At 40.0% G+C, this 15,237-nt stretch carries 13 protein-coding genes; 4 read left to right on the top strand and 9 right to left on the bottom strand.

Annotated features, from left to right (window positions below; translation table 11 throughout):
* Nucleotides 1–6 precede the first annotated feature (6 nt).
* Entirely contained in the window at nucleotides 7–2,256 is a 2,250-nt protein-coding gene (locus PZB74_RS15755; protein WP_302237786.1) for a choice-of-anchor D domain-containing protein, read from the bottom strand.
* Between the two features lie 551 nt (nucleotides 2,257–2,807).
* Here PZB74_RS15755 and PZB74_RS15760 point away from each other — a divergent pair.
* Entirely contained in the window at nucleotides 2,808–3,482 is a 675-nt protein-coding gene (locus PZB74_RS15760) for a hypothetical protein (protein ID WP_302237787.1), read from the top strand.
* Nucleotides 3,483–3,512: 30 nt separating this feature from the next.
* Here PZB74_RS15760 and PZB74_RS15765 read toward each other — a convergent pair whose 3' ends face one another.
* From PZB74_RS15765 to PZB74_RS15775, 3 genes are all read right to left on the bottom strand, one after another.
* Nucleotides 3,513–4,292 carry a universal stress protein gene (locus PZB74_RS15765; protein ID WP_302237788.1) on the bottom strand — a complete coding sequence of 260 codons (780 nt, stop codon included), beginning with the start codon at nucleotides 4,290–4,292 and terminating at the stop codon, nucleotides 3,513–3,515.
* 112 nt (nucleotides 4,293–4,404) lie between these two features.
* Entirely contained in the window at nucleotides 4,405–5,349 is a 945-nt protein-coding gene (locus PZB74_RS15770) for a DnaJ C-terminal domain-containing protein (protein WP_302237789.1), read from the bottom strand.
* A gap of 90 nt (nucleotides 5,350–5,439) precedes the next feature.
* Complete coding sequence (locus PZB74_RS15775; RefSeq protein WP_302237790.1) at nucleotides 5,440–5,880, bottom strand: Hsp20/alpha crystallin family protein; 441 nt, start codon at nucleotides 5,878–5,880, stop codon at nucleotides 5,440–5,442.
* Nucleotides 5,881–6,111: 231 nt separating this feature from the next.
* Between PZB74_RS15775 and PZB74_RS15780 the strand changes: the two genes are divergently transcribed.
* Nucleotides 6,112–8,319, top strand: coding sequence for an APC family permease (locus tag PZB74_RS15780; RefSeq protein WP_302237791.1), 2,208 nt, complete (start codon nucleotides 6,112–6,114; stop codon nucleotides 8,317–8,319).
* Nucleotides 8,320–8,484: 165 nt separating this feature from the next.
* Here the strand turns inward: PZB74_RS15780 and PZB74_RS15785 are convergent, their stop codons facing one another.
* The 5 genes from PZB74_RS15785 to PZB74_RS15805 all read right to left on the bottom strand — a co-directional run bounded on the left by PZB74_RS15785 (nucleotide 8,485) and on the right by PZB74_RS15805 (nucleotide 13,130).
* Entirely contained in the window at nucleotides 8,485–8,733 is a 249-nt protein-coding gene (locus PZB74_RS15785; RefSeq protein WP_302237792.1) for a hypothetical protein, read from the bottom strand.
* 141 nt (nucleotides 8,734–8,874) lie between these two features.
* Nucleotides 8,875–10,758 (bottom strand): NAD(+) synthase, encoded by a 1,884-nt coding sequence (nadE, locus tag PZB74_RS15790; RefSeq protein ID WP_302237793.1) that lies wholly within the window; start codon nucleotides 10,756–10,758, stop codon nucleotides 8,875–8,877.
* A gap of 36 nt (nucleotides 10,759–10,794) precedes the next feature.
* The gene (gene rnc, locus PZB74_RS15795) at nucleotides 10,795–11,613 is read right to left on the bottom strand and encodes a ribonuclease III (RefSeq protein WP_302237794.1); all 819 of its coding nucleotides are present in this window, start codon (nucleotides 11,611–11,613) and stop codon (nucleotides 10,795–10,797) included.
* Nucleotides 11,613–12,866: a beta-ketoacyl-ACP synthase II gene (fabF, locus tag PZB74_RS15800; RefSeq protein ID WP_302237795.1), complete on the bottom strand. Its 1,254-nt coding sequence runs from the start codon at nucleotides 12,864–12,866 to the stop codon at nucleotides 11,613–11,615. Before fabF ends, rnc begins: the two co-directional genes overlap by 1 nt.
* A gap of 27 nt (nucleotides 12,867–12,893) precedes the next feature.
* A complete protein-coding gene (locus PZB74_RS15805; RefSeq protein ID WP_302237796.1) occupies nucleotides 12,894–13,130 on the bottom strand; it encodes an acyl carrier protein in 237 nt (78 codons plus the stop codon).
* Between the two features lie 157 nt (nucleotides 13,131–13,287).
* Here PZB74_RS15805 and PZB74_RS15810 point away from each other — a divergent pair, with 157 nt between their 5' ends.
* Both PZB74_RS15810 and pyk read left to right on the top strand, forming a co-directional pair.
* Nucleotides 13,288–13,713 (top strand): IPExxxVDY family protein, encoded by a 426-nt coding sequence (locus PZB74_RS15810; RefSeq protein WP_302237797.1) that lies wholly within the window; start codon nucleotides 13,288–13,290, stop codon nucleotides 13,711–13,713.
* A gap of 1 nt (nucleotide 13,714) precedes the next feature.
* Nucleotides 13,715–15,154, top strand: coding sequence for a pyruvate kinase (pyk, locus tag PZB74_RS15815; protein ID WP_302237799.1), 1,440 nt, complete (start codon nucleotides 13,715–13,717; stop codon nucleotides 15,152–15,154).
* Nucleotides 15,155–15,237: the final 83 nt, after the last annotated feature.

Genomic DNA, 15,237 nt, shown 5'->3' on the forward strand with positions numbered 1-15,237 from the left:
AGTGTTTTACCTATTTCTGCTAATTACTATATAACCTTGTTCGTTGCTTAAGCCTTCGGCCTGAATGATGTAAAAGTATGTGCCATCCGGAAGTTTGCTGCCTACTTTGAGGCCAGTGTTAGCTTCACCTTTCCATGATACCCCCTCGTTATCGTAGCCTCTCATCTCCCAGACTACATTGCCCCAGCGGTTAAAAATGGATACCTGATTTTCCGGATAATTGTGGATATTATCTATTTCCCAGCTGTCATTGATTCCGTCGTCGTCCGGAGAGAAGGCATTATAAGTTTTTATTCCGCTACCTTCTACCTGTATATTTACCTTTGCTGTAGAGCAGTCGTTATCTTTATCACATAGCTCGTAAGTAAAAGAAACCGAACCCCAGAAACCAGTAGGAGGTAGGTATGTAAAGTCTCCGTTTTCCTCTAAAGTGAGCTGACCTTGACTGACCTCATGAAGTAAATAGACCCGATGATCACCATCGTGGCTCAAGGTATCAATTCCACTTTCTGTAAGTACATTAGCATAGAGAACCTCTTCTTTTGGCGTAGCAAAAGAATCTGAAACGGCTACGGGTAGGCCGTTAAAGTAAGGGATTCCGCCTTCGGCCACTACCTTAAAAATATATATAGCGTCATCCTGATCATCATTGTGGATGGTAATCAGGGCTTCGTCGGAGCCTTCGTCAGTGGGTGCATAGTTCACCTTAAAGCTTACGCTATCAGAAGGAGGTATGGAAAAGTGCGATGGGGGTATTAACTCAAACTCCCCCTCATGCTCCATCAGAATGGGGCTTTCAACGTGAAGTGTATCATTTCCGCTATTGACAATCCAAAAAGAGTGAGTTTCACTTTCCAGATTAACGATAAGGGAGTTAAACAGTGTATTATCTTTAGAACTGGGAGTAATATCCCCGTTTGCGATTAGCTGATTGTTCCCCTTTACACTTATATCAACTTTTCCGGAACCTTTACCTCCCACATGGAAAGTATAAAGGCTATCTTCTTTATCGTTACTTTCTATAGAGATAAGAGAAATGTAACCTTTTAGTTCTTTTGGTTTAAAGGTGACTGTAAAACTAATGCTATCTTCAGATGGAATGGATAAGGTGTCTGAAGAACTAAGCCCTTTAGGTTGTACCACACTAAACTCTGAAAGACCACTAGATACAGGCTGGGTAATAAGTAATGCGGCAGTACCTCGGTTATGAATCCAGAAGGTATGCGTATGTCCATCACCTTCAATATCTGTTCTACCGTAGTAGGTGTCGTCTGTTTCACCGGGCGTAGTATCCCCATTAGTAATAAGCACCGATAGACCCTCTACTTCAATGATGGGGTTTTCAGTACCAATACCGTTAACGGCAAAAATGTAAAGATCATTACCCTGATTGTCAGTGTTGGGTACATTAATGAGGGCAAATGCATCTCCGGCTATTGAAGGATCAAATGATATTTGAAAGCTGATACTATCACCTTTGGGTACGATATTATTAAAAGGTTGTTTAATGATAAATTCTGGAGAATTGCTTGTGATGTCACCCAGGGCCATCTCATAGTTCCCTTCATTAAGAATCCAGAAAGTATGGGTAATGGTATCTTTCTTAATGTCGGCTTCTCCGAAAGAAGTGAAGTCGTCTTCTTCAGGAATAATATCATTGTTCTGAATATGCTGATTATTACCTTTTATGATAGCCTCTACAATACCTGCCCCTTCGCCTTGTACATCAAAGCTGAAAGAATTTTCATCACTTACATTGTTAGGAACAATTATGGTTGCCTGGGTATATTCGCCCTCATCAGTGATGCTTAAAGGGATATAGGTAACTTCAAAGCTGACACTATCTCCGGAGGCAACCACTGTGGCAGAAGGTTGTTTGCTTACAACAAACTCCTCTGAGCTACTGCTTATCAGGCCTTCAATTACGAGTGAGTCCGGGCCGGTGTACTTTATCCAGTAAGTCTTAGTAATAGTGGTAGAGTCAATATGGGCAAGGCCAAAGTAAGTGCTATCTTTTGCCGAAGGCTTACTATCTCCATCTGAGATAGATTGGTTATTGCCTATTACTTTAATTTCACCATCTACCGTGCCTTGCGGCTTAAACTTATATGCTTTTTCTGTAGAGATTACATCACTATATAATATATGATGATCTGATGAATGCGCATGAGTGTCTGTTGATTTTAGTATAAATAAAATCAAAGCGCCAAAAATCAGGCATATAGCAAACACCGGAAGTTTGAGATAATTTGTCATGAGGTGATACTCGCTATTAATTTTTGTGGGTATTACTTACAAAATTGAGCGCGACGTGAGTGCAATTTGATATATTTTTGAGGAAGGCTTATGGTAATCTTTCCTGAAAAATTAGTGATGTAGGCAAATGCTGAAACTTAACAGAAATGCAGAATTTTTTTTCTTTTTAAGCTTTAGGTGAGAATAATTTACATTATACTAATGTTTGTTAAAATAATCATTATGCTCCTCTCAGAAGAACAGTGCTCTACTCGCTCGTGGAGTTACCATGCCTAAGCATACAAAAGCAGTTTTTTGCATATTACTAAGAATAAATTTACTGTTAAATGGTGTATTATAATTGGTAAATATTTCTAAATACCAGGCTGGTAGTAGTTTTAGTATGGATTATAATAAAAAAGCAAAATTTTTATAAACCTTTTCTGATACTTATTAGTCAACTATTTACACACCTTTTCAACCTACCACTACTCTGGATATTCCTACCTGAAGGGGGAAGAAGCGAAGATTTACTTAGTGTACTTTTTTTATTCATTTAATTTTTTGGTCTTATGAGACAGATAGGATTTGTATGGGCTTTGATTTTATTCCTGTGTACGTATGTAGAAGCAAAAGACTTACCCAAAAACAATTGGAACTATGGACAGGTGGTGCTAAAGAATGGCAAAGTCATAAAAGGTGATATTCAGTATGACCTAAAGCAAAATGTGGCTTTGGTAAAAAGTAAGGGTTTAGTAAAGGCATTTAGTGTTTATAATGTGGACTTTTTCAGGTTTATGGATGAGCACCTGAAAATGATTAGAAGTTTCTATAGTATGCCCTACACTTATGAAAATGGTCAGCAACGTTTAATGTTTTTTGAGCTGGTGTTTGAAGATGGTTTTGCCTTGTTTAACCGAGAACTGGATGTAGCCAAACAGCAGGCTATGGTAAGCAAACAGTATTATGTGGAGAAAGGTGAAGATGAGCTGGTTACTATTTTCAATTACTTTATTCTGACACCTGACGGCACCTTTCGGAGTATACTCAATGAACAGGGAGATCTGGCTGAAAAGCTATCTTTAAACAAGCGGGAAAGAAAAGAAATGCGTAATTTTATCAGTGATCATAATCTGGATTTACAAAATCGTGCAGATTTTATAAAAGTGATTTATAAACTGGTATTAGGAGAGCAGAAAATGGAACAGTTTTCACAGACTGATGTGAGTAGGAATGCAGGTACCTGACAAATACCTGCATTCTGACAAGATGTATGTTTAAAAATAAATGTAGACTGGAAGTCGAGTGGCTAAGGCAATTTTACGGGATAAGTTACCTACAAATATCTTTTCAAAAATTGCCTGCCCGCTTGGAATAAAGATCATCTGAACTCCAGTCTTTTGAGCATGCTCCTTTACCTCCTGTATTAATTTAGGGTAAGTGTCAAAACTTACTTTTTCACTCTCTTCGGGTTTTATAGCTCCTAAAACAGTTGCTGGGTTGTCACTGCTCTTTACCTTAGCCGCAGTGAAGGTAGCCTGAAGTAAAGAAGCCTGGGCATTTAAAGATTGCAGCACAGTATTCAGGTGTTTAAAAGCTGGTACATCTGAGCGTGAATCAGTAAAATCATTTACAATAAGTATCTTCTTTATGGCCTCGTAAGTATTATTTTCAGGGACTAAAATAGACGGTGCTTTGCCTTTCTGTGCAATTTTTGTTGAGATACTACCAATATTCTGATCCAGGCTGTGGTCATCATGAGTTACCATACTAATAAGGTCAAATCTGCTTTCTTTCAGCATCTTGCTAATACCTTCAAGTACTGGACCTTTATCCGATTTTTGCTCAATACTTAAATCGTTGGCAGCACTATGGCTACTTTTGATGTCAGATACAGCTTTCTCCAACCCTGATGTAGATTTTTCTACATCCTCTTCTTTAATAGCATCATTGAAAAGAACAATTTGGGCTTTGTTTTTTAAGCCAAAATCAATAGCGTATTGCAATGCTAATTCCGAATGATCTGCCAAATCAGTTGGCACTAGTATTTTTTCCATAGTTTAGCTTTTGTTGTTGTTAAATGGGTCAAATATAATAAGAGCTAAAGAGGATTGTAAGTTTGCGCTTGCCTAGCTTTATTACGCGAATGACGAAAAAAGCCTACTCCAATTAGGCGTAGGCACTTTTCTTAGCTCTCATGCTTTTTAGTTTTTCAAAAAGTTTCCTTTCTTCTTCACTTAAGTTCTTGGGTAGGTTTACCATCACTTTGGCGTAGAGGTCTCCTTTAGTATCACTGTCTTCTACGGGCATACCCAGTCCCTTTAATCTTAAGGTTTTACCATTTTCGGTGCCTTCTACAATATTTATTTTGATTTTACCCTTTAGGGTATTTACTTCAACTTTACCCCCAAGAATGGCGGTATATAAATCTATGGGCAAGTCGGTATAAAGGTCACGTCCTTTGCGCTCAAACTGCTGATGAGGACTCACGCTTACATGCAGGTATAGATCTCCAGCAGGTCCGCCCTCCTGACCAGGCCCGCCTTTACCTTTTATTCTTAAAGTTTTTCCGTCTTCAAGACCTGGTTTTAGCTTTATTCGGATTTTTTGGCCATTAACATGTATCAGGTGAGTGGCTCCATGATAAGCCTCCTCCAGGGTTATACTTATCTGAGCTTCAAGGTCTTGCCCTTTAAAGGCTTGTTGAAAACCAAATCCTCCACTACGCCTACCAGCGCTTCCTCCAAAGCCTCCAAAGAAGCTTTCAAAAAAGTCGGAAAAGCCTGAGTTGCCAAAAAGGTCATTTAAATCGCCCTCAAACTGTACTCTGGAGCCTTGTGGTCTTCCCCCGAAACTGCCCCAGCCTGGATCAGGGCCATGTTGTTGATAGTATTTCCAGTTCGCACCTAACTCATCGTAGCGTTTACGCTTTTCGGGATCCTTTAGTACTTCATAAGCTTCAGCAATGTCTTTAAACTTTTCTTCGGCTTCTTTATTGTCTGGGTTTTTATCAGGATGATATTTAACAGCTAACTTGCGGTACGCTTTTTTGATAGCATCCTGAGAAGCACTTTTATCTACCCCTAGTATTTTGTAATAGTCTTTATAGTTCATAACTGCTATTGAATTTAGTAAAAAAGCGCGCAATGCTTATGGCAAAGTAAAGTAAAAAAAAAGGCGAGTGTTAAACCCGCCTCTTCAGACTTATGCGATTTCTATCATTCGGGCTGGCTTTTCTTTTGCCTCTTCTCTTTTAGGTACATTGAGGTAAAGAACACCATCCTTATATTTTGCGGCAATTTTATCCCCATTTACCTGATTTTTAGGTAGATGGAAGCTACGCTTAAAGCTCTGGTAGTGGAACTCTCTTCGCATATAGTTGCCCTCTTTATCGCTATCTTCTTTTTTATCTTCTATCTGCGCAGCGATGGTTAACACGTCTTTATCAATTTCTATCTTGAAATCTTCTTTTTTCATGCCCGGTACAGCTACTTCCAGTTCGTAAGCATCTTTGTTCTCTTTTACGTTAACTGCAGGAGTGCTATTAAAGCCGGCATTTTCGTGGCCAAACCATTGGTCTAGTTCTTTAGTAAAATTGTCGTCAAAGAACTTAGGCATCCAGTTGTTATATCTTATAAGTGTCATAGTTTTATGTATTTATGTTATCGTAATTGATTTCAATCTTTTGATTACAAACTGAATACCAAGCCAAAAAAAGGGCTATTTTGATTGCAGGTAGTGTCATTATGGCGCATAAAGCACATAATATTTAAAAAATAATGACATAATGTCTTGTTTTGTTGTGTCTTTTTGCTAACACTGGTACGTATAAATGGTTTGGAAGGCAGCATTCATGTAAAAACTCAGTAAACTTATATGAGATTTATCTCTCGCGTTGCTCAAAACGTATCGAGCTCATCATCAGACAATGGCAAATTAGGAACCTTTGGAGGAGTCTTTGTCCCATCTCTTCTAACCATTTTAGGAGTAATAATGTATTTGCGCTTTGGTTGGGTAGTAGGAAATGTAGGTCTGGTGGGCACTCTTCTGATCGTGACTCTTTCTACCAGCATTACGTTTTTGACCTCTCTTTCTATTGCTGCTATATCAACAGATCAGGTAGTGCGTACGGGGGGGGCATACTACATGATTAGCCGATCATTAGGAATAGAAACGGGTGGAGCAGTAGGCATACCCTTGTTTTTGGCGCAGGCTCTTTCAGTTGCCCTGTATGTCATTGGCTTTGCCGAAAGTTTAACTGATGTCTTTCCGGTACTTAATATTAAAATAGTAGGCATAGTAGTAACTATAGGAATTGCCATGCTTGCTCTGTTTTCTACTAAAGCCACCATACGTTCTCAGTACTTCATTTTGGCGGCCATAGCCATCTCCTTATTATCTCTGATTTTTGGAAAGCCCCTGGAAGCTACAAACGTAGAAATGTGGGGAGCTCCCTCCGAAAAGAGTGAAAGTTTTTGGGTTGTATTTGCTGTATTTTTCCCCGCCGTTACTGGTATTATGGCTGGTGTTAATTTGTCTGGAGATCTGGAGAACCCTTCACGTTCCATTCCTAAAGGAACATTCATGGCAGTAGGCGTAGGATATATCATTTATATGACGCTTCCTATAATTTTGGCCAGTCGTGCTGATGCTATAACCTTATTAAGTGACCCATTGGTTATGCGGAGAATCTCCTGGTGGGGAGATGCCATACTGTTAGGAGTCTGGGGGGCTACACTTTCCAGCGCCGTAGGTAGTATTTTAGGTGCACCGCGCATTCTGCAGGCCCTGGCTAAAGACAGAGTTTTGCCTCATTATATGCAATGGTTAGGTAAGGGTACAGGTAAAGACAACATACCACGTGCTGGTACCCTTCTAACTATGGTAGTTGCTATACTAGCTGTATATTTAGGAAATCTGGATGTGATAGCTCCAGTGCTCAGTATGTTTTTTCTGACAACTTATGGAGTGCTTAATATTGCCGCCGGTATTGAGACCCTTCTAGGAAGCCCCTCTTTCAGACCTAGCTTTAAAGTTCACTGGGCTTTTTCATTTTTAGGAGCTGCGGGTTGTCTGGCAGTAATGTTTCTAATTAATGCTACGGCTACCTTAGTTGCTGCCTTTTTCGTAAGTGTGATATTTGTCTGGCTGAAAAGAAGAGGCATACAGACTGCCTTTGGAGACGTACGTAGAGGGCTTTGGCTGGCAGTAGCCCGTTCTGCATTGCTGAGGGTAAACAAGATACCAGATGCTAAAAACTGGCGACCCAATATATTGATACTCTCTGGTGCTCCTACCAAGCGTTGGCATTTGATTACGCTGGGTGCAGACTTTACCGGAGGCCAGGCTTTGATGACGGTTTCTACAGTTATAAAAGCTCCTGATGTTCCTTTTGAGCGCCTCCAGAAAATGGAAGATAATATTCGGGAGTTTTTGCAAAGCCGTAGGGTGCAGGCTCTGGTGAGGGTAGTAAGTGCGGAAGATCCGTTTGTAGGTGGAGAACGCTTGGTGAGTATGTACGGGATTGGTGGCCTGGTACCGAATACAGTTATGCTCGGAGATACGCAGGAGATGTCTCATCATAGGCCATACTGCGATATGATCAGGCATTTTTATGAGGCTCGGCGAAATGTAATCATCGTTCGTGCTGAAGAAGACGACAACTTTGGCGAGCGAAAAAGGATTGATCTTTGGTGGGGAGGGCTTAACAAAAACGGAGGCCTTATGCTGCTAATGACATATCTTCTGCACAATAGTCTCAACTGGCAAAATGCTGATGTGGTAGTAAAAATGGTGGTTTCAGATGAGAGTGCCGAAGAAAAGACGCGTAAAAATATTGACGATATCATTCATAATATGAGGGTGAAATTTGACCGACAGGTTATCGTTTCTCATGGAAGGTCATTTTGGGAAATCCTTCACGAGGAGTCACAAGAGGCAGACTTAGTAATGTTAGGATTAGCCGAACCTAAAGATACGTTTTTAGAGTATTACGAAGACCTCAGTAGAAAGACTCTTGAGTTGCCACCTACTGTCTTTGTATTGGCAGCACAGGAGTTAGACTTTAAGGAAGTATTACTTTAACTCTGGTGTAAAAGATAAAATTGTGGGCTAAAACTGAAGAAATGGGGTGTATTATTTTTTACTGATCTTAAACAGATAGTGATAATTAAGTCGTATCAGGCAGTAGAAATAACGTAATATGGGTATAAAATCAAGTATAGATGGGTAAACCATAAGCTTGAGGATTTAATAAAGACTATCCAGATGGATAAAGTCAGAATAGTTTTGAAACAGCTCTTTTTCTTCATGAGCGATAACCTCACAGATACGGTTAGTTCGTACATCATACCAAACTTCCGCGTAAAACTGTTCTAATTGAAACAAGCCTATCAAATAAGGAAATGACTGCCTACGCATAATCAGTTGACCATGCTCTAGTGCAAACTTCTCTTTATAATGTAGCGCCAGTAAGTCGAATTCCTGTATGTTCAACATATAGCAATCTGTCTATTTATCAGTGCAGACTGCAAATAAATGACGAAACTCTCTGACTATTTTTCCTATTAGCTCTTAAATGTGCCCGAGGTAATATATACTGAGAATTACGTAATATATGTCAGGTACAAAATTGAGCGTTTATAGTTCATCAAGCTCTCGGAGTTCTTCTTCAAATCCGCCAGAAAGTATAGGGAATCTGCACCAGGTTTTAGGGTCTACATTGAAATCATCCACGTGGAAGGCAGGAGCAACTCTCTCTCTTTTCCACTGATTTCTAGACCATAAGCGGAAAAACTTTTTAATGTGAGTTTTAAGAAGTTCATCGTCTTCCAGCTTTTCGGCTAAAAGTATACGATAGACTTCAGTAGGTGGAAGCCATTTGCGAATAGCTAATCTTTCAATCTGTGCCAAAATAGGGTAGGGCATCAGATCATTTTCATCTGTTTGGGTACGTTCTAGCGGACGTAGCTCAGCAGTAGGGTTTAGGCTATTTACTTTGGCTAACCCAGTGTATCCTAATTCCTGCTCAGCCCATCGTAACCATTGTAGTAAAAAATACTTATCAACTGCAGCTATGGGTGCTATGCTGCCGCTGGTGTCGCCATCCATAGTGGTGTACCCAACATCAGCCTCACTTCTATTATTGGTCGCAATTAGTAATGCTCCTTTTATATTGGTAAGCATCCATATACCCGGAATTCTTACCCTTGCCTGTATATTCTGAAGCGCTATGTCATCAGCTTCCCAGCTCATCTTTCTTTCGAGCGCATTTTCAATTGTCTGGCGGTAAGTAGCGACGTTCTCATCCACCTTCCACTGAAAAAAAGTAGCACCAATTGAGCTTGCTAGAGAAAGAGCCGCATTTAGTGTATCGTCAGAAGAGTTAACAGTTCCCTGATAGGCTGTGGTTAACAATACTTTAGTAATAGCTTTTGCAATCTCTAAATCATTGGGGAGAGATTGTTTTTCAATATGTTGCAATAATTCAGTAAGACCAGCCTTTTGCAGAAATTTTCTATAACCTAACTCTCGCACTCCTCTTCGGATCATTTCGGCGACCAGAACTGTACAGCTTGAAGAGTCAGCACCTCCACTAAGGGAGATCACATAACCCTTTGAACGACTTTTACGCATATAATCAAAAAGCCCCAGGGTTTGAGCGCGTACAAACTCAACTTCCTTCGCTTTACTATCTTTAGAGCTAGCTGCTTCTGAATATTCCGGGTGAGCAAAATCTATTAAACTACTTAGAATATTTATATTTTCGTAGGAGAAGCGCTGGTTCTTCTGAAGCAGTTTTCCCTCTTGAGCAATCATTATTTCTCCGTCAAAAATAATTCTGCCAGACTCATTGCCCAGCATATTAGCAAACACATAAGTGCAGCTAAACTCTTTGCTGGCGGGTATCACTAAAGTCTCACGATAAGCAGATTTGTTAAAAGAAAAATGACTGGCACTTGGGTTAAGAATAAGGTCTACACCTTTTTCGGCATGGCGGTACCCAGGTCTTTCCTTCAGTCTCCATGCATCTTCACAAATCTCAAAAGCTATTTTTAATCCTCTTGCTTCATGTATCAGGTCACCGATAGGATAGTCTTTACCAAGGATATGTATTTTCTCCTGACGATTGGCAGGCCAGGGAGTAAACCAGCGTGTTTCGTAGTGTACGCCATCATTAGCCAAAAACTGTTTGGCCGTAAAGCCAAGAATCTCCTGGTTGTGGATGAGGCAGGCGACATTATAATTTTTATTCTCATACTTTAGGGGGAGCCCTACTGCCACCGTAATGTCGCTACAAACAGTCGTAATTTCTTTCAGCTGAAGTAAGGCTTTCTCATAGAGCCAATCACTTAGAAAAAGGTCTTCGCAACCATAACCACAAATCGTAAGCTCAGGCAGGCAAAGTATATCTACTTCCTGTTCTTTTGCTTCTTCTATTGCGAAAACTATGTTGTCAAAGTTTGTTTTCCAGTCAATTGGAATCTGGTTAAGGGCGGCGCCTGCAACTCTAAGTTTACTCATGAGAAAAGTTTAGAAAATAAAGCTAAATAAGCCAAACTACTCGTCTTCGCTTTCAGTATCAAGTATTTCTAAAGCTTTTTGAGACGCACTTTGTTCGGCCTTCTTTTTACTTAAACCACTTCCGGTACATATTGGATTCCCATCTATAGTGATTTGAGCAATAAATTCTTTGAACTGGGCATTACCTAAAGTATCTACAATTTCAAAGCGGATATCTTTATTGCTTTTTTGAGCCCATTCAATGATAGTGCTCTTGTAGTTAGGGTTGGTGCTGATGATATTTTCCAGGTCAAAGTGGGGGGTAAGCAGTCGCTTCAGAATAAAATTTTTACAATAGCTAAAGCCTTTATCCAGATACACGGCACCTACGAGTGCTTCTAGCGTATCGCCATCAATAGATTTATGGCTTAATTTGCTCTTTCCGTTGGAGTGTAGGTTTGACTGGTCATAAACAATAATATTGCTTACACCAATCTTTTTGGCCACCTTGTTCAGAGATTCACGATTGACAATACGTGAGCGAATATCTGTAAGGAAGCCTTCGTCTTTGTACGGATATTTTTTGAAGAGGTACTCTGCTACTACAGTACTTAGTACCGCATCGCCAAGGTATTCCAGCCTTTCGTTAGACTCTTTAAGACCGAACATGTTTTTCTTGGCAACAGAAATATGTTTAGTGGCCAGTCGGTAAAGTTCCAGGTTTACCGGATAGCTACCGACTATCCGTTTAATAGCTTCAATCAGGCGTTTGTCCTCATCAGGATAAGCGCGTACACTTTTAAGTATCCAGGTAGGTAGGATACAAATAAGAAGCGTAGTAAAAGCACTTTTAAACCTGCTGAGGACAGGGACCACTAAGCATCAAATTTTCTGAAAACTACTGATGTATTGTGTCCTCCAAAGCCGAAAGTATTACTGATAGCAGTATTTACTGTTCTTTCCTGAGCTTTATTGAAAGTCAAGTTAAGCTTCGGATCTATGTTCTCATCATCCGTAAAATGGTTGATGGTAGGTGGCACAAGGTTATTCTGAATGGCCATAATTGTGGCTACAGACTCTATAGCTCCGGCGGCACCTAAAAGGTGACCCGTCATAGACTTGGTAGAGCTAATGTTAAGTTTGTAGGCATGATCGCCAAAGACATCTTTAATGGCATTTACTTCGCTGATGTCACCTAAAGAGGTAGAAGTACCATGTACATTAATGTAATCTACTTCGCTAGGGTCTATTCCGGCATCTTTAAGGGCAAGTAACATCACCTGCTTTACACCCACACCGTCGGGATGTGGAGCAGTGATATGATAGGCGTCGCCTGTCATGCCATTACCGATAACTTCAGCATAAATTTTAGCACCACGTGCTTTGGCGTGCTCATACTCTTCAAGGATAAGCGCTCCGGCACCTTCACCTAATACAAAGCCGTCACGGTCTTTGTCAAACGGGCGAGAGGCGGTTTCTGGAGCATCATTTCTTTCAGAAAGAGCTTTCATAGCCCCAAAACCTCCTACTCCAGCTTCGCAAACAGCAGCTTCAGAACCACCAGTTACAATCATATCGGCTTTACCTAGCTTGATGTAGGTATAAGAGTCAATAATTGCATGAGTAGCAGAAGCGCAGGCAGAAACTGTAGAGAAGTTAGGGCCGCGAAAACCGTACTTTATCGAGATATGACCAGGAGTAATATCCACGATCATTTTAGGGATAAAGAAAGGATTAAAACGAGGTGTACCATCCCCCTGTGCAAAATAAGACACTTCATCCTGAAATGTTTTAAGTCCACCAATACCAGAACCCCAGATTACACCTATGCGCTCAGGATCTAGCTTATCTAGTGCTAGCTGAGCATCTTGTATGGCTTCGTCTGCCGCCACCATAGCATATTGGGTGCAGGCGTCCATTTTTCTGGCTTCTTTTCTATCAAAATAATTAATAGGGTCGAAGTTCTTTAGTTCACAGGCAAATCTGGTTTTAAATTTCTCCGCATCAAAACTAGTAATGGGAGCAGACCCACTTACTCCATTAGATAAACCCTGCCAATACTCAGCAACGGTATTTCCTAAAGGGGTAAGTGCGCCTAATCCTGTAACTACAACTCTCCTTGAATTCATAAAAAGGGGATAGCTTCTATAAATTATTTACTTTACGTTTTCTTCCAGGTAAGAAATTGCCTGGCCAACAGTAGCGATATTTTCAGCCTGATCATCAGGAATAGAAATGTTAAATTCTTTTTCAAATTCCATGATCAGCTCTACTGTGTCCAGTGAATCGGCACCTAGATCGTTGGTGAAGCTTGCTTCAGGAGTCACCTCAGACTCTTCTACTCCAAGCTTGTCAATAATAATACCTTTTACTTTTTGCGCTATTTCTGACATTTTTAATAGGATTTTTGAGTTAACGGCGCAAAGTAAAGCATTTTACTTTAATAAAGTCAAACTTATTTTTTTGATTCTTTATTTTATCCCAAGCGCCAAAATTAGTTAAATTGCCCGGAGTTTTAATAATTACTGTATGACCTAATCCATTTTTCATATGACAAAAAGCCGCGAATTACAGATTAGCATACCATGCAATTTTGATTTACTCGGCTTAGTTACTACAGCTAAAGAATATAAGCTGGCATGGTCTCTTAACCATTGCCTAGGACTTAAGTTAGCAAAATCTCAGGATTTAGTCATTAATTTTGTACATGATCGAGAGATTATCATCTCCAATTACACTTATATAACTACTCATTGTACTTTCAGGCTACTAAAAAATTATGCGATTTCTGAGCCGGCCAATGATTATTTGCTTCCGGAGTTAAAGAATATAGACTATTTTCTACTCATTAAAAATGAAAGTGATACCTTTGAGCTCGATAATTATGTGGAACGCCTGGGGGAGATAGATATTATACAGTCATTTACACCAATTAATATTGATAATCTAGATAATAAAGAAAACCTGATTTTTTAGCATGGATAGTAACATCGTATTCAATAAAACCAAAATTGTAGCTACTGTAGGACCAGCTTGTAATACTAAAGATAAGCTTATTGAGCTGGTAAAAGCAGGTGTGGATGTATTTCGTTTGAACTTCTCGCATGGCACCCACGATGGGCACAAAGAAGTTATCAAGTTTATCCGCGAAATTAATAGCGAGCTCAGTACTAATGTTTGCATACTGCAAGATCTTCAGGGGCCTAAGATTCGTGTAAACAAAGTTGAAAATGACGAGGTAAAAATAGAAGCAGGACAAAACCTGATCATTACCTGTAAAGAAGATATTGTAGGTACTAGCGACAGGGTAAGCACTTCTTACGAAAATTTGGCCTCTGACGTAAGCATCGGAGATACCATTCTTATTGATGATGGTAAACTGGAACTAAAAGTTAACCAGGTACAGGGCAATGATGTGCATACCACCGTTATTTATGGAGGGCCGCTAAAATCTAGAAAAGGAATAAACCTGCCCGATACTAATGTTTCCGCACCTTCTCTTACCGAGAAAGACAGAAAAGACTTAGAGTTTGGCCTGGAAAACGATGTAGACTGGATTGCCCTATCTTTTGTAAGAAAGGCGGACGATATCTACAATTTGAAAGATCTTATACAGGAAAAAGGCAAGAAAATTAAAGTAATCTCTAAGATTGAGAAGCCTGAGGCTATTCGCAATATTGACGAGATTATTGCTGCTACTGACGGCCTGATGGTAGCTCGTGGCGACCTGGGAGTAGAGATTGCTATGGAAGATGTGCCCATGGTACAGAAGATGTTGGTGAACAAGTGTAACCTTGCTTCTAAACCAGTAATCATTGCTACTCAAATGATGGAAAGCATGATTGAAAACCCTCGCCCTACTCGTGCAGAAACTAATGACGTAGCTAATGGCGTAATGGACGGCGCTGATGCCATCATGCTATCTGCCGAAACTGCTTCTGGTAAGTATCCGGTACAGGCGGTTAAGAGTATGGTAAAAACAATCATTGCTGTAGAGAGCCAGTCTGACCTTGTATATGACAAGCTTTCTCATATTGATACCAGCTCACCTACTTTCTATAATGATCACCTTGTACTTACGGCATGTAAACTAAGCAAGCAGGTAAATGCTAAAGCAATTATAGGAATGACGAAGTCGGGTTATACAGGTTTTCGCCTATCAGGCCATCGTCCAAAAGCTGATATATTCATATTTACAGCTAACCGTGAATTGCTCAATGAGATTAACCTTTATTGGGGCTTGAGAGGATTTTATTATGATAAAATGAGCTCTACAGATGAGACTTTTGATGATCTTGAGCACTTGCTTAAAGAAAAAGGCCATCTTCATAAAGGTGATGTAGTTGTAAATACTGCAAGCATGCCTCTACACTGGGAGGATAGAACCAATATGCTTAAAATACAAATTGTAAAATAAGCATTCAGGGTTTTGGGGGCTGGGTTTTAGAGTTAGGGATAAACCGTATCGTGTTACTAAAACCCATTCTCTATTACCCAACT

This window comes from Porifericola rhodea (genome assembly GCF_030506305.1).
GTDB classification, from domain to species: Bacteria; Bacteroidota; Bacteroidia; order Cytophagales; family Cyclobacteriaceae; genus Catalinimonas; species Catalinimonas rhodea.

What these genes read in the sequence shown, in the direction of transcription:
- PZB74_RS15765 (WP_302237788.1), bottom strand. Translation starts at nt 4,292, where the DNA reads ATGGAAAAAATACTAGTGCCAACTGATTTGGCAGATCATTCGGAATTA.
- PZB74_RS15780 (WP_302237791.1), top strand. Translation starts at nt 6,112, where the DNA reads ATGAGATTTATCTCTCGCGTTGCTCAAAACGTATCGAGCTCATCATCA.
- PZB74_RS15805 (WP_302237796.1), bottom strand. Translation starts at nt 13,130, where the DNA reads ATGTCAGAAATAGCGCAAAAAGTAAAAGGTATTATTATTGACAAGCTT.
- fabF (WP_302237795.1), bottom strand. Translation starts at nt 12,866, where the DNA reads ATGAATTCAAGGAGAGTTGTAGTTACAGGATTAGGCGCACTTACCCCT.
- PZB74_RS15755 (WP_302237786.1), bottom strand. Translation starts at nt 2,256, where the DNA reads ATGACAAATTATCTCAAACTTCCGGTGTTTGCTATATGCCTGATTTTT.
- PZB74_RS15785 (WP_302237792.1), bottom strand. Translation starts at nt 8,733, where the DNA reads ATGTTGAACATACAGGAATTCGACTTACTGGCGCTACATTATAAAGAG.
- PZB74_RS15810 (WP_302237797.1), top strand. Translation starts at nt 13,288, where the DNA reads ATGACAAAAAGCCGCGAATTACAGATTAGCATACCATGCAATTTTGAT.
- pyk (WP_302237799.1), top strand. Translation starts at nt 13,715, where the DNA reads ATGGATAGTAACATCGTATTCAATAAAACCAAAATTGTAGCTACTGTA.
- nadE (WP_302237793.1), bottom strand. Translation starts at nt 10,758, where the DNA reads ATGAGTAAACTTAGAGTTGCAGGCGCCGCCCTTAACCAGATTCCAATT.
- PZB74_RS15770 (WP_302237789.1), bottom strand. Translation starts at nt 5,349, where the DNA reads ATGAACTATAAAGACTATTACAAAATACTAGGGGTAGATAAAAGTGCT.
- PZB74_RS15760 (WP_302237787.1), top strand. Translation starts at nt 2,808, where the DNA reads ATGAGACAGATAGGATTTGTATGGGCTTTGATTTTATTCCTGTGTACG.
- PZB74_RS15775 (WP_302237790.1), bottom strand. Translation starts at nt 5,880, where the DNA reads ATGACACTTATAAGATATAACAACTGGATGCCTAAGTTCTTTGACGAC.